The following is an 18,102-nucleotide window of genomic DNA, read 5'->3' as shown; positions in this document are numbered from 1 at the left end:
TATGCCATAAAGTATGCCGAGTGTTTAAGTTTATTTATTTCTTGCTGCTAAATTAACTTGGTCCCTGAATACCCATTATTTCAATCGGAAGGATTACAATTCCACTGTTAACTTTGAGTACCTCCATTTGCGGTTTTACCCATTTCTTTTTGGGGTTCATGGCTGGTGACTCATGACCGGTTTTGGTCTGTTCTAAGCTCATTTTTTTAATTGTTTAAAAGTTAAAATAACATGAAAAATATGGAAATTTATATTGGCTATAATTGGTTGCTAAGATCTATACCTGCACAGGTATATACGGTGTTTATCTTACGAAAAGAATAAGGTTTTTGACTTACAGTTTATACGCTTGTTATGAAGCCGGTAGGTTTGTCCGGCGTTGTTACTAATTATTTCTTAAAATTAGGTATTTTATTTTATTGCTTAATTACACAACTAGTTATTTTTTACTAGTTATTATTGATTAATTATCAGGCGGTGCTGTATAATCTAATTCAGTCGGTTCAGGTAAAATACCTGCCTTTTTGCATAACTATGCCATAAGCAAAAGCCTCCTTTTCCAAAACAGAGAAGGAGGCTTTGCTTTTTTTAATTGCTTACATTAAAAGCAGGCCGCCGTCTACCACAATGGTGCTTCCGGTTATGTAGTCAGATGCTTTTCCGGCCAGAAACAGCGCCGCATTGCCAATATCGTCAGGCTCGCCTATGCGTTGCAGCGGCAGGGTTTGTATAAACTGCGCTGTCTGGGCCTGCATGGCCTCCAGTTGCTCTTTGGGCAGGTTGTCGCCTGCTATTTTTTGTACACCCGGGGTATTTACCCCGCCCGGTGCAATGTCATTTACGGTAATACCATATTTGCCGGCTTCTTTGGCAAAAGAGCGGGTCAGCATTCTTATACCACCTTTAGAGGCATCATATTGAGCCAGGTTTCCGGTTGGTTTCAGGCTGTCAATAGACGAAATATTAATTATTTTGCCGCCATGTTTTTTTTCAATGAGCGTATTAATAAACGCCTTCGACAAAAACGCCACTGCTTTCAGGTTTATGTTCAGGGTTTTGTCCCATAGGTCTTCGTTCAGTTCAGTAATGGGCATGTATTTAAAAATCCCAGCGTTATTCACCAGAATATCAATGTCGCCAAAAGTATCAACCGCGGCCTTTACTATACCCGGTAAAAGGGCAGTATTGCTTAAGTCGGCCTGTATATAGGCCACTTTACCACCCTGCTGCCTGATACCATCTACGGTAGGGGCGGCGTCCTGCTCACTTACGATGTCGGCAATCAATACCGACGCCCCGGCTAATGCCAGCCTGGTGGCAATACCTTTACCTATACCCATAGCGCCACCGGTTACAATGGCCGTTTTATTTTGTAGTCCGAATAAATCCTGAATGATGTTGTTCATAAAGCTGATAAGATTGAATGATAAACGCGGGGCAAAGCAACGAAAGCCGGCGTATAAAAATTATGAGTAAAATCATGAAGCCGGATGATGCCCGACAAGTGCGGGATATCAGGCACAGACCTGACCGGAATCATATATGCGGCTGTCTGGTGTCAGGTTATGAATGGTATTTGTGTGGCAATTTTGTGGTGTAAATTTAAAGCCCGACATGAAAAAGATAATTTGCACAACCGACTTTTCAAGAGCAGCCTCTAAGGTTTGCCGCTATGCCGCACAACTGGCAGCACAAACAGGGGCAGAGCTTTACTTGCTGCACGCCTCGCATCCATCCTATACATTCAACCCCGACCTTCAGGTAATGCCTGTAGAAGACGTATCTGTTGAGCTTTATTATCAGGCAAGGCTGAAACGCCTGGCAGCCAGATTAACCAGACTAACCGAAGGCGCAGTTTATATAGAGCCTGTTAATAGGGTAGGCCTGGCAGCAGATGTAATTGCCGAAACAACCGCCAGGTTTAAACCAGACCTGCTGCTGATGAGCACCGTAGGGCAATTGCCGAGGAGCTCTGAGGTGATTGGGAATGTAGCCAGCGAAATGATAGGCAAAGTAACGGTACCCACCATGTTTGTGCCGCCCAAGGCAGGTTTTAAGCCTTATGAAAACGTGTATGTGGGCATAGATGTGAACGAAAAGATAGATGCCGTAGCACTGCAACAGATGATAGACCGGCTGAAGGCCTTTAAGGCTGTAATAACCATTTTTACGGTGGTTAAAGACCCTGAGGCTCCGGCGGTGAAAGAGGTTACTACCAGGCTGCGCGAAATGCTGCATGAGTACCCGCACGTAATAGACATTAGCCAGGGTGATAACTTTACAGATACTTTTCTGAGCCATGCACATGCCAATAAAGCCGACCTGCTGGTGGTGTTTCCGAAACAGCACAACTGGCTGAAACGCTGGCTGACGGTATCTAATACCGAAGAGCTGGTTTTCAGAACCGGGCTGCCCTTGATAGCCATAGCCTGAAAACAAACCGCCATGATAACAAACCGATAGCCATGAATGCAGTAACAGATAAAATATGGGTAAGCAATAACCTGAACAATGCCGAAACCGCAACCGCCCTGAAGCACAAGCTGATGGCTTTGGTGGGCGTATTGCAGGTGCAGGTAAACCCCGCCGAACACTGGGTAGAAGTAGAGCATGAAGACTTTACCGATACCGAGAGCATAACCGCCACACTGGCAGCCCTGGGTTATAAGGTGGCTTTTGTGGCATAAGTATTAACAGCAGCTGTAATTTTTTTAATTTTTCAATCTTTAAATGTATGAAATCGTTAGTGAAAAATCCGCTTGCAGATTTGTTTAAGGATGATTCGTTCTTTTCAGGTTTGCTACACAAAGACAACGTTCCGGCTATAAATATCAAACAGACAGAAAATGCCTACGAAATGGATATTGTTGCGCCGGGTATAAAAAAAGAAGGTTTTAAACTAGAGGTAGATAATGGTTTACTGACGGTGACAGGGCTGGCAGAAAGCAGCACAGAAAACGACACCGGCAAGTATTACAGAAAAGAATATAGTTTTGAGTCGTTCAGCAGGCAGTTTATTTTGCCTGAAGGATTAGACACCGATAAAATTGCGGCCAGCTACGCCGACGGCGTGCTGAAAGTAACCCTGCCCCGGCAGGCAGAAGAAAAAACAGATAAGAAAAAGACTGTAGCAATTGTATAGTTATAGAGGTTTAATGTTAGCGTTGAAAGGCAGGGCAGGGTTTGCTCTGCCTTTTTTATGAGTTTTATCATAGGTGGCATTCAGCTTTGCTCATGTTTTAAAACAGGCCTGGCCATTACCTTTGTGGGCATCTATACGCACAAACACCAAACAACAATACCGCTATGAAAAGCACTGCAAGCCAACACCCGCAACAGAAGCTCTGGCAGAAAGAACTGGAGCTGATGGCCGAAGACAACGACTTTATGCTTAGCCTGCTGGCATCGTTACAGGCAGAGCAGATTCTGACCCATAAGTATGACGACCGCACCAGTATTTTCTTCAACCATTTTCAGTATTTCTTTCATCAGTCGAAACACCTGCAGGAAGGGCTTGAGCTGATAACCAATGAAGAAACCCTGCCCGAAAGCCACTATTGCCGCCTGAAAGAAGAAATCAACAACCTGATTGAAAAATATGAGGTTTTCAAGGGTAATTTCAGAGGGTTTTTGTCGTCGCTGGCAGTCAGAAAAACTGCCGTTACCTTTTATTGAGCCAGCCACCAGCTAAGCAGGCAGGCTACTCAACACCTCTTTAATACCTGTTTTGCGCACACGCACTTATTGCCTATCTATAAAATACTGTATAAGGCTGTAGACGCCTATGAGCAGGATAAGCCATAACGATAACTTGCGGAATGGCTCCTGCGGAATGTGGTTCAGCAGCCTTTTACCCAGCCATGAGCCTGTAAAGCTGATAACCAGCAATGCAGGCGCCTGCCACAGCATATCTCGGGTTAAATATCCCTGAAAACTATATACGCCGAAACGGCTTAGGTCTACCATAAAATCAATAAGGGCCGAAGTGGCCAGAAAAGTATCTTTCTGTACATTAAATGAGGCCAGCGCCAGGCCTCTTACGGCTCCGCCCGTGCCAAGCCAGCCGGCCATCCCACCAGACAACCCACCGCCTATAACGGCATTTACCAATGTGGGTTTAAAAGCGAAGTCGGGCTTTAAAATCAGCAACCCTGCAAAAAGCGACAAAAACAAGCCCAGCAACAGATTAGCTATGCTGGTATTGACATACTTTGAAAAATAGGCGCCAATAATTACAAAGATGATACTGGGGATGCCGATTTTGAGAAAAATAGATTTATTGAAGCCTTTTCTGAAAAGCACAATTTTTGAAAGATTACTGAAAATATGCAGCAGAGATAAAATGCCCAGCACCTGATGAAAACTAAGAAAATGATTGGCGATAGGTACAAAAAATACCGAAGAACCAAAGCCGCCTACGGTTCCGATTATTTCAGCAAGCAGGGTTAGGAAATAAAAAAGAAAGCCGGGAGCGTAATTCATGCACGGCAGGTTTGTTGGTTAATAACTGGTAATTGCGATGCTTTTGTGATTTATAACGATGAAAAGAAAAAAAATCAGGACAAAATCCTGATTTTTTAAGATTTTTTTGCTGTGACTAAAAAAGTTTGCAAATGTTGCAAGAATTTTTTTCAAAAAACAAACATGAAGTAAAAAAATATGCTTATTATTGTTAAAATTCTTTAATTTAGAAAGAATATAAAGTATAATGCTATCCGGCGTTGTGTCAGGGAATCCTGCCGATAGCCAATGAGCGCCCGGAACCGGCAATGTGGCTGGTGATTTTGATTTTAAACCGGCTGATGGCCTGTTTTACAAATAACAAAGTAAACCAAAGAGAGGAGTGAATACCTGCTCGGCTTTGAATACAAATACCGTTGATAATTACTATTTGAGATTGAATTGTTCTCTGCACCAATCCGGGTGATTTTTTGAAGACAAGGCCCGGTGAGTAGTTGCGTATGCTTGTCTTTGTTTTTCAGTTTTGATGTCGTGTTACCAGATTTGTCAGGTAGTGTAATACGGCAGTTCAAATTACGTTTTTACTACAATTGCTGAAACCCTATAATAGCTATTTGATTGATACTTCTTTTGTAAGGTCTGAAAACCAATAATTTATAACAATCTGAATTCATGCAACTATACCAGGGCATTATCTGCTTGTAATTTTTGGTATATGCGCCTGATTTACAGATGCTGTTTTAAATATTAATATCCGTCAGGCCAACACACACCAATTTTAGAATGAATAATAATTTATCAACAGCAGACTCCGGCGAACCGCTTTTCGATTCCGGATTAAAACTTATCCTTAAGTCGGGGTCGGTCAGGGAAAAAGAATTTGCATTGCTTAACAGGGCGCTCAGCAACGAAAACAGCCTGGGTAATATGAACCTGTTTCTGAAACTGATAAAAGACCCCGAGCTTGAAACCATTGCCTTTGTATGCCTGGGCAAATTGCTTGCCCATGCGCCGGTAGTAAGCCTGCCGCTGGTGCTGCCAGTGTTAATTAAAGGCCTGGGTAGCACTAAAGAGGCAGTAAGGCAGGCCAGCCAGACCGGGCTGGACAGCCTCATCAGGCCATCGGGTCAGCGAGAAGACGGCCAGACGGTTGTTCATCTGGGGGTTCAGCTTAAACCCAGGCAGGTACATGAGTATCTGGAGTCTGATTCGGCAGAAGAAATCATTACAGCTCTGGTGTACCTTTACCACAAGCCTCATAAAGATGCCGACCTGTTTGAGATTCTCGACACCCAGCTTGATAAAAATATAGAAGCCGTTGATTGCGTGGTAGGTGCCATTGTAGATACCAAATTATGGGGGATTATCAGGAAAATAACCGACCTGAGCGACCTGAGCCTTAAAACCTACGCCCGTGCCAGGCAAAAGGGGCTGAAATCGAAATCGTCGTGGGTGTACAGGCGGTTTGATTCCATGCGTGAACTGGCCCGCGAACACCTGAAGTTTATGAACGAGAGCGCCTGACAACACCATTTAACGCCCCGGTTCAGGCAGGGCGCTGCCTGTGAGCTTTGGCGGTTGCAGGTAATTAGCTGGTTTTTTTCTGAATTTCGGCTTTAAGTTTAAACAAAGCCTGCCCAAAGCTGTTTCTACTATTTAAGAAAAAACCTTTACCCTTTAGCTTTTCACCTATTATTTGTATGAGTTTTTCTGATTTTTTTAATACGAAATCGGCCGACAGTCTATCGCACCAGTGGTCAGGCTACCTACCTGCTTATGCGCCATCCTTTCAAATCATTAAACTTTTATTCAGGCATAAACCCCATGTTAATACCCCGCACCTACTGGCAGAGCTGAAGACGGTTTTCGGAAACGTTGAATTGGCGCCCGACGGTAGCTTCAGTGTGGATTTTATGCCCGAATACACCACAGGCACCAACCGCGGGCCAATGAAGGCCGCAGCAGCCATTATGCCCCAGGTAACCGAAGCAGCCACAGAAAAATATATAAACGCCGCAAACCATGCCTGGCATTGGCCAGACGCCGCCGCTGAAATACAAAATTGCCGTTACGAAATAAGCCTGCAAGAACTGATGCCGGAAAACCTGCCTGCGGCCATAAGGCTGGAGTTTTTTCAGAAGTTTGCCGGGGTGGTTATCAGTGCCTGTAAGCCTGCGGTGGTTTATTTCAGGCATAGCCATAAACTGGTGGATGCCGGTGATTTTCTGAACGCCCTGAGCCATGAACCACCTGCTTTTTTATACGGCGCCATGAGCGTGCGCCTGATGCAGACGGCAGATGGAAAGGTGTTGGCAGATACCCTCGGGCTGTATGCTCTGGGCCTGCCAGACTTTGAATGCCTGCCCGGCGTACTTGAACCGGCTGGCATGGCAGGCACTCTGACCGACCTGGCTTATGAAATGCTGGAAAGTGGCCGGGTTATCAGTGATAACGACCTCTTAAAAGCGCAGGGCAGAAACGAAAGCTGGAAAACCCGGATGGAACAAGCATCAAACGGGCCTGACAGACTGGTAATTAAGCTGATACCTGCCTGATGATGATTACGGTTGCAGTTGTATTGAATGCGCCCTGCCAGGCTTGCAATTTGTGATGGTTCGTTAAGAATTTCTTATTTATTGTTACTGAATTGTGTGGATAAACGTTTCTGATTAGTTTTACCGGAAACTTAACCATAACAACCAACAATAATGGGACTATTCGACATTTTTAAGAAGAAATCTGCTGAGACTACTCCGCAAAGTATTGCACCTAACCAACCGGCTATTCAGTTTGTAAGCCTCTTTTATGAAAACAAACCTGAAATAAATACGGATGCTATTCTGGCTGAACTGAAACAACGTTTTGCCAACGTTGAGCCCTTGCAGATTGACGGCACAACGGCATTTGCATTCCCTGATTTTATGACAGATTTTAACGGCGTAAACGTACCTGCACAAGGCCTTATTTTAAATACAGACGTTGAAATTGACCTGGATAAGTATAAAGAAGCCATTGCTGATTCGATACAGTGGTCTGGTGCTGAAGACGCCATGAAAAAGTGCAGGTATCAGGTAAGTGTTACCGAGCTGCTGTCTAAAGGTTTGCCGCATCAGGCAAGGCTAGAGTTTTTTAATACCCTGGTTTGTGCCGTGGTGCAGGCTACCGGTGCACAGGTGGTATATTACAGAAACAGTAATAAACTGCTGGATGCGACGAAATTTATGGAGGCCTGCGATGCGCAGGAGCCGGAGTTTCTGGAGGGCGCGATGAATTTCAGGTTGTTTGAGCTGAGCAACGGAGAAATACTGATGGATACCCTTGGCCTTCATGCTTATGGCATTGCTGATTTTCAGTGTTCGTTTCGTAAGTACGAAGCACATGAAATTGCGGGTATGCTGAATATGCTGGCTTACTACGTGGTTGACACCGGCGATTTTATCAGAGACAACACCACCGTGCAGGGTATTGGTAAAAACCCGGTATGGAAAACCAGATATGAGGCTTCAAAAGTAGAACCTACCCGGCAGGTGGTAACCGTTATACCTAATTACTAGGGTTTTAAGCTGTTTGTAACCGTGCCAGACTCTTTTGCATAAGCATATTTGGTTTGGCACGGTTGAGGCGTGCCGCGGCTATTTCCACCGGCGGTTAAGGTAGGCTGCTTCCCAGAAATCATATTCCAGCCGGGATGATGCTGCGAAGGCTTCTGTCATTTTAGCCCTGATGGCGTCTGTTGTTTGCGCCGCATTTCTGTCGCATATATCTATGGCTGCCTGTACGGCCACGCCAAATTCTTCTCCGGCATAAGTATCAATCCATTTCTGATACGGGTTATTTACTTTTTGCGGATGCCCGTAAATGTAGTCGCCAACGGCTTTGTAAATCCAGAAGCAGGGTAGCACGGCTGCCATGCCAACTTCAACGGCGTCAAGCGCGCAGGTGCTTTTCAGAAAATGCGCATAGTGATGGCAGGCTGGTTGTATGTCATCTTTGGTATCAACGCCAAAATCTTTAAAGTAAGATTCGTGCAGGGCGTTTTCTACAATAATGGTGGTTTCGGCAAAGCGGAAAAAGGCCAGCATATCGGGTATGGCATTGGCTCTGGCACCCACAATGGCCAGCGCCCTGCCGAAATGTTCGAGGTACAGTGAATCCTGCATCAGATAAAACTGAAATTTTTCAAGCGGCAGGGTGCCGTTGGTCAGTTCCTGAATAAAGGGCATTTGCAGAATAGATTCATACACCGGAGCTATGTTTTGCCAGGCGTTGTCAGACCATTTCATTTTTAATCAGTTTTTGAGGATTGAAGAAGTGATTCAGCGGGCCATTGCCTTTACCGATGGCCACATTTGCACCATGCCTGATGGCCTTATGCACGTAAGTCTGCCCGAGTTTTACGGCTTCATTCAGGCCATTGCCCTGCGCCAGATAAGCCGCAATGGCAGACGACAACGTACAACCCGAACCATGCGTATTATTGGTAGCGAATTTCTCGAACTCAAACGGGAGGATGTTGCCCTGTCCGTCGAAAAACAGCGAAGTAATGACGGGTAAATCAAGATGCCCGCCTTTCAGCAATACCGATTTGCAGCCCAGAGCCAGTATTTTTTCTCCGGCCAGGTACATATCGTCCAGCGTTTTAATGGGCATATTAGCCAGAATGGCGGCCTCGTCCATGTTGGGTGTAATAACCGAAGCCAGCGGAAACAGCTTTTCAATAATGGCCTGAATGGTGGCGTCTTCTATCAGTTTGTGGCCGCTGGTGGCCACCATTACGGGGTCAAACACCAACGGAACGGCAGGGTATTGCTGCAAGGTGGCAACAATGGTATGCACCAGCTCTGCGGTATGCACCATGCCGATTTTGATGGCACGCGGGGGGATGTCGTCCATGATGGCTTCTATCTGCCCGGCCACTGCCTGATAGGGTATAGGGTAAATGCTGCGCACGCCCTGTGTATTTTGCACCGGCAGGGCGGTAAGTACCGATGTGGCGTAACAACCCAGCGCCGAGAAGGTTTTGATATCGGCCTGAATGCCTGCGCCACCGCTGCCGTCGAACCCGGCAATGGTGAGGGCAGATGAATAGGTGTATTTTTGCTTCATTTCAAAATCAGGTTTCGTAATTCGTAAGCCGCTTTTTGGGGGTGCGGCGCAGCGCAAATGGCCGACACCACCGCCAGGCTGTCGGCTCCGGCCTGCCAAATGGCGGCAGCATTGGTTTGGTTAATACTGCCTATGGCTATGAGGGGTTTGTTGGTCAGGCTTCTGATGTGCCGCAGGCCTTCCAGCCCCCATTCTGTAACGGTATCAGTTTTGGTAGGCGTGGCAAAAATGGGGCTGATGCCGTAATGGTCGGCCGTTTCGGCTTCTGCGGTATCCAGCTGGCTCAGGTATTCTATCGAATAGCCGATTTGTAATTGCGTACCCCATTTTTTTCTGATTTCTGTTGGCGGAGTATCACTCCGCCCTACGTGTATCCCAAAAGCCCCAACCGCGTTGGCCACAGCCAGGTTGTCGTTAATGATGAGCGGTATGCCGTAGCGCTCGGTTATTTCTTTCAGTTGCAGGGCTTTTTCTATAAAAGCGGGCGTGGGCAGCGTTTTTTCTCTCAGCTGAATAATCTCCACGCCTCCGGCAATGGCCTGTTCTGCCACTGTCAGAAAGCTGCGACCCGCGCAGGCGGCTTCTGAAATAACCAGATATAAAGCGTACGGAAACTGCGGATGCCCGGCCATGTCAGGAAAGTTTGATGGTTTGCAAAAACTCTTTTTCGGTTATGTTGAAGAGCTTGTCAAGCAGCAATACCTGCAAAGTGCCGGGGCCTTTTGCTTTTTTGGCGGCCAGTTCACCACAAATGCTGAACAAAGCCATAGCGGCTGTCAATGCCTCGGTTTTGTCTTCAATAACAGCTATAAACGCACCGATAACGGCAGTGGCCGAGCAACCCAGGCCCGTAACTCGGGTCATGAGGGCATGGCCGTTGTTGAGGTAAATGCGCTTGTCTTTGCTGACGATGATATCGGTCTTGCCGGATATACACACCAGGGTATCATATTCGGTGGCTATTTGTTGGGCGGCATCAATGGCCTCGTTGCTTTCGGCGGTGCTGTCTACCCCTTTAGTTGGGGTGGTGTTGGCGCGTGCCAGTGCCAGTATTTCAGAGGCATTGCCGCGGATAACGGTTGGTTTATATGACAATAACTCGCTCAGTGAGCTGTCGCGGTAGGGAGTAGCTCCGGCGCCAACGGGGTCAAGTGCCCAGGGTTTGTTGAGTTTTTGTGCCTGCTGAGCGCCCAGAAGCATTGATTGCACCCAGTATTGGTCTAGCGTGCCGATGTTGATAACCAATGCCTGGCAGATACGGGTTATATCCTGCACTTCGGCGTGGGCATGTGCCATAATGGGCGACGCCCCCACAGCCAGCAACGCGTTGGCGGTGTTGTTCATGACAACGAAATTGGTAATGTTGTGTACCAGTGGCGACTGTGTGCGGACAGTCTGGATGTGTTTCCAGAGGGTTTTTTCCATTGTTCGGGATTTTAGGATACAATGGCCCGGGCGAGAATGCTTTGAAAAAAAAGAGGATAAGATATGCGCTGTGCAGCTATATATTATTCGCTTTTCCCTACGTCGGTATCAACCGTATCAGGTTCAAAGGGACTCTCTCAATTCTATACAGAATACCCCTAAAGCCGTGGCAAAGATAAGGCTTTTGAGGGGAATGGCAAATTATGGTTGGGGATTGTGGGGCGAACTTTCAGTACGCTGTTGGATTTTGAATTGATAGCCTATTTCAGTAGGGGTTCAAAATATTGAACCCCTACTGATTCGCGTACAGAAATTTTGATGACTTTTTCTCATTTAATTCTTATTTTAATTAAAAGTATTTCTAAAAAAGGATGCACAGCAATTTCAACCCTTGCAAATTGTAGCCAATATATCTATTTTTACATATCACTAATCTTAAGACCTGTGGCATGAAAAACTTTTTACTGCTATTGCCGGTGCTTGCATTTTTTGGCTGTGGCAAACCAACTGCTGAACCTGAGCCCCAAACCGATTTGGCGGTACAGGTGGTGGGTAAATATCGGGTCTATGAAACTGTAGTGGATACGAAAACCGAGGCAGTTGACCCTAGGCAACCCGAAGTAATAATTGAAATTATTAGTATTGGAGAAAATAAAATTGTTTTCAAATTAACTAATTTAGAAGGCAAAATGTATACAGAACCGTTTTATAGTAGATTTCTTTTAAGAAAGAAAGGTACTGCAATTGAATTTAATTTATTAGATAGCGGTGGGGATTATGGACTTTTCTACAATCAGGTATTACAACTATATGACGGCGGAGTTACAGGCAGCAGCAGAATGGTTAGAGCAAAAAGAATATAATTATCAATGATTGTAGGAAGTAATGAGTGTTTTGTTTTAAGCAAACGTATTATTTACTAATCTTAAATTCTACCTAATGAAGCAACTTTTACTACTTATGCTCGCGATTATGTTTTTTGCTTGCGGCAAGCAATCTTCTGAGCCGGATTTGTCGACTGAAATAAAAGGAACTTATCAGGCTTTTGATGTTATTATTGATGCAAAGGAGTATCCGGCCCCATTTGCCGGCGGAGAGTTCTTGCTGGAGTTAATTCCACAGTCTGAAAGTAAATGTACTTTGAGAACCTCGTCAGTGATACCCAATGCTTCTGAAGCAGGCAAGATGGAAGTCAGTCTTGTAAAGAAGGAGGAGTCAACCGAACTGCAAAAAGACAAACAAAAAGTCGGGCTGGTAACCGGGCAAATACTGGAGTTTTATTTTGTTGATAATGACGGCAAGGCTGTTACCATTAGAGCAAGAAAGAAGTAGTTTTACCTATGATACAAAGCAGAGTCCCCTTCAAACCGCAAGGCTTGGCGCACGGGAGACTCTGCTTAGAACTCTAATGTAATGAGTAACTCAAGCCGCTGCGGCAGAGTCCCCTTGCCGGGCTTTGGGCTTATGCACACGGGAGACTCTGCCGGGACAACAAAAGCAGAGACCTCTACAAGCGGCAAGGTTTTGAGCCAGGGGGATTGCGCTTAGAACTCTAATGTAATGAGTAACTCAAGCTGCTGCGGTTGAGTCCCCTTGCCGGGCTTTGGGCTTATGCACACGGGAGACTCTGCCGGGACAACAAAAGCAGAGACCTCTACAAACGGCAAGGTTTTGAGCCAGGAGGATTGCGCTTAGAACCCTAATGTAATGAGTAACTCAAGCCGCTGCGGCAGAGTCCCCTTGCCGGGCAATGGGCTTATTCACACGGGAGACTCTGCCGGGACAATAAATGAAACCGCCTTGTTATTCCATTACCTTCGCAAGCTTATTTGTGTTAAATCAAACTTTAGATTTGGTTTTTTTTGACTGAATTTATTAACTTTGGCATCGATAAATAAACTTTTCCGATGACTAAAAAGTATTCTTTTGCTATTTTGTTATTATTTCAATTGTTCTTCTTTGGGTGCAAAAAGGATGAAATCCCGCCAGTAATATCAGATTTTAGTTATAAACAAAATGACTTGGGTAAAGTTACGTTTCAGAACAAATCACTAAATGCAGAATCTTTTGAATGGGATTTTGGAACCGGTGATATTTCAAATTTAAGGAATCCCACTTATCAATTTGATGAGAATAAAGAGTTCTCTGTGACATTGCATGCCCGAGGAAAAGCCGGGCAAAACTCAAAGACCACTACTGTAAAAATAGTTACTGTCCAACCTAAAGGTACCTTAATGTTCTGGACTAATATTACCGACTCGGGCACCATCACGGTGTATATGGATGATATTAAAGAGGGTGTAATAACACGTAGTAGCCAGGTTTCATCTATTTCGTGTGGAACAACAGGTTTTGTAACCGTAATAAAGCAAGCAGGAGACTATAGATATAGGGCTTATGCTCAGAGTGGTATGGTATGGTCGAATACAATTACAATCGATCCATATATTTGCACTAAGCTTAAGCTGATAAAATAGAATACTATTGTTGTGTTTCTGTTTCTTAATCTCTTTTTACCGTGTTTTTTTAGTTTATTCTGGCAAATTCTTGTAGTTAACCCGTAGTGCATCTGGAATCGGAGAATATAAGCTGCCAATAACTATTCTAAAGGGTTTGATTGAAACATTCAGTTCAACATCTTCAAGTCATTTGATGCAGAAATGAATCTGCACTTGCTTTGGATTGCTTTTAGATTGATTCTGCGCTTTTTGAAAGATTGGGTATCCCGTAGGGATGGTATATCGGTAGTAAATATTGCTCATACACATATAAAGTCCCATCGGGACGATATATTAAATACTCAACAATAAATATATTATCCCTGACGGGATACGCAGCAAAAAGCCAAATCTACGTCTACTGATATACCATCCCTATGAGATTCCGTTTGAATGGAAGGTTAACTGATTAAATTCAACCATCTTTGATTAGTGCTAATTTGAGGTCTATTAGTGTATTCTTTATAAATGCACTACGAGTTATACTTATTGCTACAATATTACCAGTTTTCCATAGCTCCAGACCCAGGGCATGATTCGTCTTTATTTTATTAGCTAACTTTCTGATGTCGCCAATTATTACCCTAATTTGACCGTGGCACCCGTGTACCTAGTTTGAAGTCGGGCTGGTAACCGGGCAAATACTGGAGTTTTATTTTGTTGATAATGACGGCAAGGCTGTTACCATTAGAGCAAGAAAGAAGTGATTTTACGCTGCGGCAGAGTCCCCTTGCCGTGCAATGGGCTTATGCACACAGGAGACTCTGCTTAAAGCTCTAATATAATGAGTGACTCAAGCCGCTGCGGCAGAGTCCCCTTGCCGGGCTTTGAGCTTATGCAGGCGGGAGACTCTGCCGGGACAACAAAAGCAGAGACCTCTACAAACGGCAAGGTTTTAAGCCAGGAGGATTGCGCTTAGAACCCTAATGTAATGAGTAACTCAAGCCGCTGCGGCAGAGTCCCCTTGCTGGGCAATGGGCTTATGCACACGGGAGACTCTGCCGGGACAACAAAAGTAGAGACCTCTACAAACGGCAAGATTTTGAGCCAGGAGGATTGCGCTTAGAACCCTAATGTAATGAGTAACTCAAGCCGATGCGGCAGAGTCCCCTTGCCGGGCTTTGGGCTTATGCACATGGGAGGCTCTGCCGGGACAACAAAAGCAGAGACCTCTACAAGCGGCAAGGTTTTGAGCCAGGGGGATTGCGCTTAGAACTCTAATGTAATGAGTGACTCAAGCCGCTGCGGCAGAGTCCCCTTGCTGGGCAATGGGCTTATGCACACGGGAGACTCTGCCGGGACAACAAAAGTAGAGACCTCTACAAACGGCAAGATTTTGAGCCAGGAGGATTGCGCTTAGAACCCTAATGTAATGAGTAACTCAAGCCGATGCGGCAGAGTCCCCTTGCCGGGCAATGGGCTTATGCAGGCGGGAGACTCTGCCGGGACAACAAAAGCAGTGACCTCTACAAGCGGCAAGGTTTTGAGCCAGGGGGATTACGCTTAGAACTCTAATGTAATGAGTAACTCAAGCTGCTGCGGCAGAGTCCCCTTGCCGGGCTTTGAGCTTATGCAGGCGGGAGACTCTGCCGGGATAACAAAAGCAGAGACCTATACAAATGGCAAGGTTTTGAGCCAGGGGGATTGCGCTTAGAACTCTAATGTAATGAGTAACTCAAGCTGCTGCGGCAGAGTCCCCTTGCCGGGCTTTGGGCTTATGCAGGCGGGAGACTCTGCTGGGAAAAAAAAAGAAACAGGGAAATCGGCGCAGGAGTATATTCAATGGAAAGTGATTGATTTGGCTAAAGAAAAAGTGGTTGATTTCAGCAAGTCTATCAGCGAGGTATCTTACGAAATGGGCTTTAAATATCCTCCACATTTTACGCGCTTCTTTAAGCAATGGGTAGGGCAGTCGCCTAGTGAGTATAGAATAGCGAACTAGGGGATTGTCGATTTTCAATTGCAGATTGTCGAATTGGGTACGCGGCACACCCGCCTTCCAGCACCAATAGAGTATAGGCGTGCCACGGTTAAGTTTAGCCTATTTAATTAGCGATAGGAGCGACTACAACGTAGGATTTTAATAATTATCAATTTTGGAGTTTTGCTATATTTAAATCTAAAAACTTTTTTACATCACTAGGGATAGGTATCCTAGGTGCCATGATATGAACAATATTTTGTAGTTTTAGTTCTATACTCAAATTAGGTTTAGAAATTTTAACATTGTTATTTTTATTAAAAGCTTTAATGTTTTCTTTAATCTCTTCAATAGTACTATTACCTACTTTTCTGCAAAAGATAAAAAGAAACCAAAGCTCATATTTGCCTCTAATATAGACCTTTGGAACGCTTAATTGCTTCAGTTGTCTAGCTATTAGTAATACATCCCTAAATGATAAATTATGATTTGTCCCAGTTGATTTACATAAATAAGTATATAAAGATTTATAATCCTTTCGTTGTCTTCTTTTGATTTTTAAATCATTATCAATAACAAATATTTTATCCAAATCAATTTCGTTAAAATTTGTTGGATAATCATTTTTTATAACATAAATAAGCCAAGCTGACATTACTAAAACATTGTCTGAAAATTTCTTCAATTCAATTTCAAAAATGTCTTTTAGGGCCTTAACATGATTGTCTACTTCTAAGCGGCATAATTCTCGCAAAAACCTTTCTAATATTGATCCATTAACTAAGTAGTTTTCGAATGAGTAGAATGCAGTAACGAATATATTCTCATCCGATTTCCTTTTAACATTTAAAATGTCATCAAAATCTTTATCTGTAAAAAATAGTGCTCGGTTCTTATTATATATTTTCCAATTAATTGAATCGTGGTTTTGATAAACGTTATCTTTTCCATTACATACATAATAAAATTTTGCATAATTTTCTGGAATCAATGTCTCAATATAATTTACATAAAATGACCTATCTTCTTCTCCTTCAAAAAATACGTGGAACGTGTTTTTTTTGAGTTTATACTGTTGTAGAAATTTAATATAAGAAGCCTCTGGTATTTCTGCAGCTAATAGTAAGGTTTTGAGAAAGGACATATTAATTGAACTTAAACTCTTCTAAAGAATGAGAATATGATTTTAAAAAGTTTCTAAAAATGAATGGAGAATGGGTTACAGCTAGAATACCTGCGCAGTCTTCTGTATTAACAATATCTTGAAGGAATCTTTCTTGCCATGGTACAGAAAGAGAAAGCTCTGGTTCATCAATAATTACAAAGTATTTTTGTTTTGATAAAATTAAATGGCTAAAAAGTGATACTATTTGTTTTTCACCTGATGACAAATCTTTATATTCAATTGATGAAAAGGAATCCGATAACTGAATATCAACTTTAAAATTGTCATTATCGTAAAAAAAACGTTTTGATGAGCCAATATAATCGTTGCATATATCTACAAATTTATTTATGTCTAGTTCCGCTTTTTGTTGCTCTTCGTAAATTTGAAATAGTTTCCATACAAAATAAGCGTTAATTTTATCTTCATCGCTAATTGCTCCCTTTTTTTGAACCATTTCTACGAAACCATTAAGAGCTTCTTTTCCGGATTTGCTTATAATACTATCATCAAGTCGATTTAGTAAATAATCAAGCGCTTCTCTATTAAAAATTTGAATTTTCTCTGAATCAAAACTTTTATACCTTTTATTTAGTATATCTTCTAAATAAGACCCAGTTATTTTTCTACTCAAATTATTGTAAAAATGATGTCTTAATTCCTGACACCTATTTTGAATCCTCTCCTTAACATCTTCCATCCCAAATTCTACAAGCTCAATAAAAGAAGGTGTTTTATCACCTCTTGATCTAAGTCTTCTACGGAGTTCGTATTCTTTCATATTTCCTTCAAGCTCTGGAAATATATTTTTTAAATCTTTTTCAATTCTTCTGTATGTGGGCAAATAAACAATTTGTATGTTTTTGAAAATTTCATTTAATGCCTCATCTATTTTTTTTAAGTCACTAGAACTATCAATAGATATTTCTTCATTTCGCAGCATTCGAGCAATCTCATAAGCAATACTACGAGGAATATCATATTCTGACATTATATAATCAATAAACTCATGTGGTTCAGCAATTTCACTAATACTATATTCGCGAAGAATTTTTTCTGCAATAATTTGATATTGTCCAGGAAATCTCTTGAAAATTTTTGCTTCTCTTAAAGCAATATTTTTCCATTTCATTTCATAGGTGTAAATAGTATCATCAATTTTTAACTCAATTTTCTCGAACTTAAATTCATTTAGCTTTTTCCATTGTCTTGATAAGAAATAATAAAATATATTCACAAGAGTGGTTTTACCAGAACCATTTTCCGCTACAAGAATTAAGTAATTATCGACAAAGTCTATATTATAATTAGCTGTCCCATGTAATTGAAATACTTTAAAGCTTTGTATTTGCATGTATTTGAAATTTGAATTTTTTTAAGAGAATTTGATGAATTTTATTTCCACCAAATATTTAATTCTAAAGGAAATCAAGAAATTAATATAAAGCAAATTTATTTTGTGGAATAAGTTTTATAGCTACTATAATTGAGTATATGTAGTGAAAAATTAATTTTATTAAAAATTA

The 18,102-nt window shown here is 42.8% G+C and carries 20 protein-coding genes, 1 pseudogene and 1 riboswitch; of the genes and pseudogenes, 12 read left to right on the top strand and 9 right to left on the bottom strand.

The genetic code is table 11. From position 1 onward, the window contains the following. Positions 1 to 52: 52 nt before the first annotated feature. Positions 53 to 202, bottom strand: a complete 150-nt coding sequence (locus MB380_RS14125; RefSeq protein ID WP_253524733.1) for a hypothetical protein — start codon at positions 200 to 202, stop codon at positions 53 to 55. Between the two features lie 394 nt (positions 203 to 596). After that, a complete protein-coding gene (locus MB380_RS14120) occupies positions 597 to 1,406 on the bottom strand; it encodes an SDR family NAD(P)-dependent oxidoreductase (protein WP_253524730.1) in 810 nt (269 codons plus the stop codon). Positions 1,407 to 1,468: 62 nt separating this feature from the next. Here MB380_RS14120 and MB380_RS21835 point away from each other — a divergent pair, with 62 nt between their 5' ends. The 5 genes from MB380_RS21835 (at position 1,469) to MB380_RS14100 (ending at position 3,675) form a co-directional block, all read left to right on the top strand. Then, on the top strand, positions 1,469 to 1,600 hold the full coding sequence (locus tag MB380_RS21835; RefSeq protein WP_256503988.1) for a hypothetical protein: 132 nt from the start codon (positions 1,469 to 1,471) through the stop codon (positions 1,598 to 1,600). A 14-nt stretch (positions 1,601 to 1,614) separates the two neighbouring features. Continuing rightward, the gene (locus MB380_RS14115) at positions 1,615 to 2,433 is read left to right on the top strand and encodes a universal stress protein (RefSeq protein ID WP_253524716.1); all 819 of its coding nucleotides are present in this window, start codon (positions 1,615 to 1,617) and stop codon (positions 2,431 to 2,433) included. A 32-nt stretch (positions 2,434 to 2,465) separates the two neighbouring features. Continuing rightward, positions 2,466 to 2,687, top strand: coding sequence for a heavy metal-associated domain-containing protein (locus tag MB380_RS14110; protein WP_253524713.1), 222 nt, complete (start codon positions 2,466 to 2,468; stop codon positions 2,685 to 2,687). A 47-nt stretch (positions 2,688 to 2,734) separates the two neighbouring features. After that, entirely contained in the window at positions 2,735 to 3,142 is a 408-nt protein-coding gene (locus tag MB380_RS14105) for an Hsp20/alpha crystallin family protein (protein ID WP_253524710.1), read from the top strand. A 164-nt stretch (positions 3,143 to 3,306) separates the two neighbouring features. Beyond that, positions 3,307 to 3,675, top strand: a complete 369-nt coding sequence (locus MB380_RS14100) for a hypothetical protein (protein ID WP_253524707.1) — start codon at positions 3,307 to 3,309, stop codon at positions 3,673 to 3,675. Between the two features lie 66 nt (positions 3,676 to 3,741). Here MB380_RS14100 and MB380_RS14095 read toward each other — a convergent pair whose 3' ends face one another. Further along, the gene (locus MB380_RS14095) at positions 3,742 to 4,482 is read right to left on the bottom strand and encodes a sulfite exporter TauE/SafE family protein (protein ID WP_253524704.1); all 741 of its coding nucleotides are present in this window, start codon (positions 4,480 to 4,482) and stop codon (positions 3,742 to 3,744) included. Positions 4,483 to 5,244: 762 nt separating this feature from the next. Between MB380_RS14095 and MB380_RS14090 the strand changes: the two genes are divergently transcribed. From MB380_RS14090 to MB380_RS14080, 3 genes are all read left to right on the top strand, one after another. After that, on the top strand, positions 5,245 to 5,985 hold the full coding sequence (locus tag MB380_RS14090) for a hypothetical protein (protein ID WP_253524701.1): 741 nt from the start codon (positions 5,245 to 5,247) through the stop codon (positions 5,983 to 5,985). Between the two features lie 176 nt (positions 5,986 to 6,161). Beyond that, positions 6,162 to 7,016 (top strand): DUF4261 domain-containing protein, encoded by an 855-nt coding sequence (locus tag MB380_RS14085; RefSeq protein WP_253524698.1) that lies wholly within the window; start codon positions 6,162 to 6,164, stop codon positions 7,014 to 7,016. A gap of 153 nt (positions 7,017 to 7,169) precedes the next feature. Further along, positions 7,170 to 8,015 (top strand): DUF4261 domain-containing protein, encoded by an 846-nt coding sequence (locus MB380_RS14080; protein WP_253524667.1) that lies wholly within the window; start codon positions 7,170 to 7,172, stop codon positions 8,013 to 8,015. A 78-nt stretch (positions 8,016 to 8,093) separates the two neighbouring features. On the opposite strand, the gene tenA is transcribed toward MB380_RS14080, so the two are convergent. From tenA to thiM, 4 genes are read right to left on the bottom strand one after another with little or no spacing between them, the layout of a single operon-like run. Then, positions 8,094 to 8,744, bottom strand: coding sequence for a thiaminase II (gene tenA / locus MB380_RS14075; protein WP_253524664.1), 651 nt, complete (start codon positions 8,742 to 8,744; stop codon positions 8,094 to 8,096). Further along, on the bottom strand, positions 8,731 to 9,567 hold the full coding sequence (gene thiD / locus MB380_RS14070) for a bifunctional hydroxymethylpyrimidine kinase/phosphomethylpyrimidine kinase (RefSeq protein WP_253524661.1): 837 nt from the start codon (positions 9,565 to 9,567) through the stop codon (positions 8,731 to 8,733). The genes tenA and thiD overlap by 14 nt, the downstream gene beginning before the upstream one ends. Then, on the bottom strand, positions 9,564 to 10,199 hold the full coding sequence (gene thiE, locus MB380_RS14065; RefSeq protein WP_253524628.1) for a thiamine phosphate synthase: 636 nt from the start codon (positions 10,197 to 10,199) through the stop codon (positions 9,564 to 9,566). The genes thiD and thiE overlap by 4 nt, the downstream gene beginning before the upstream one ends. Position 10,200: 1 nt before the next feature. Further along, the gene (thiM, locus tag MB380_RS14060; RefSeq protein WP_253524603.1) at positions 10,201 to 10,992 is read right to left on the bottom strand and encodes a hydroxyethylthiazole kinase; all 792 of its coding nucleotides are present in this window, start codon (positions 10,990 to 10,992) and stop codon (positions 10,201 to 10,203) included. Positions 10,993 to 11,069: 77 nt separating this feature from the next. Continuing rightward, positions 11,070 to 11,162, bottom strand: a riboswitch (TPP riboswitch). Between the two features lie 279 nt (positions 11,163 to 11,441). Here thiM and MB380_RS14055 point away from each other — a divergent pair. The 4 genes and pseudogenes from MB380_RS14055 to MB380_RS14040 all read left to right on the top strand — a co-directional run. After that, positions 11,442 to 11,855 carry a hypothetical protein gene (locus tag MB380_RS14055; RefSeq protein WP_253524600.1) on the top strand — a complete coding sequence of 138 codons (414 nt, stop codon included), beginning with the start codon at positions 11,442 to 11,444 and terminating at the stop codon, positions 11,853 to 11,855. 76 nt (positions 11,856 to 11,931) lie between these two features. Then, complete coding sequence (locus MB380_RS14050; RefSeq protein ID WP_253524598.1) at positions 11,932 to 12,324, top strand: hypothetical protein; 393 nt, start codon at positions 11,932 to 11,934, stop codon at positions 12,322 to 12,324. Between the two features lie 575 nt (positions 12,325 to 12,899). Next, entirely contained in the window at positions 12,900 to 13,469 is a 570-nt protein-coding gene (locus MB380_RS14045; RefSeq protein ID WP_253524595.1) for a PKD domain-containing protein, read from the top strand. Between the two features lie 1,765 nt (positions 13,470 to 15,234). Beyond that, a pseudogene (locus MB380_RS14040) lies at positions 15,235 to 15,432 on the top strand (helix-turn-helix domain-containing protein); the annotation flags it as partial. 148 nt (positions 15,433 to 15,580) lie between these two features. Here MB380_RS14040 and MB380_RS14035 read toward each other — a convergent pair. Next, the gene (locus MB380_RS14035; RefSeq protein WP_253524592.1) at positions 15,581 to 16,555 is read right to left on the bottom strand and encodes a DUF4435 domain-containing protein; all 975 of its coding nucleotides are present in this window, start codon (positions 16,553 to 16,555) and stop codon (positions 15,581 to 15,583) included. Position 16,556: 1 nt separating this feature from the next. Further along, positions 16,557 to 17,930 carry an AAA family ATPase gene (locus MB380_RS14030; RefSeq protein WP_253524589.1) on the bottom strand — a complete coding sequence of 458 codons (1,374 nt, stop codon included), beginning with the start codon at positions 17,928 to 17,930 and terminating at the stop codon, positions 16,557 to 16,559. Positions 17,931 to 18,102 lie beyond the last annotated feature (172 nt).

Source organism: Emticicia sp. 21SJ11W-3 (genome assembly GCF_024138715.1).
Taxonomy (GTDB): domain Bacteria; phylum Bacteroidota; class Bacteroidia; order Cytophagales; family Spirosomataceae; genus Emticicia; species Emticicia fluvialis.
This window is presented reverse-complemented; position numbering and strand designations above follow the sequence as displayed.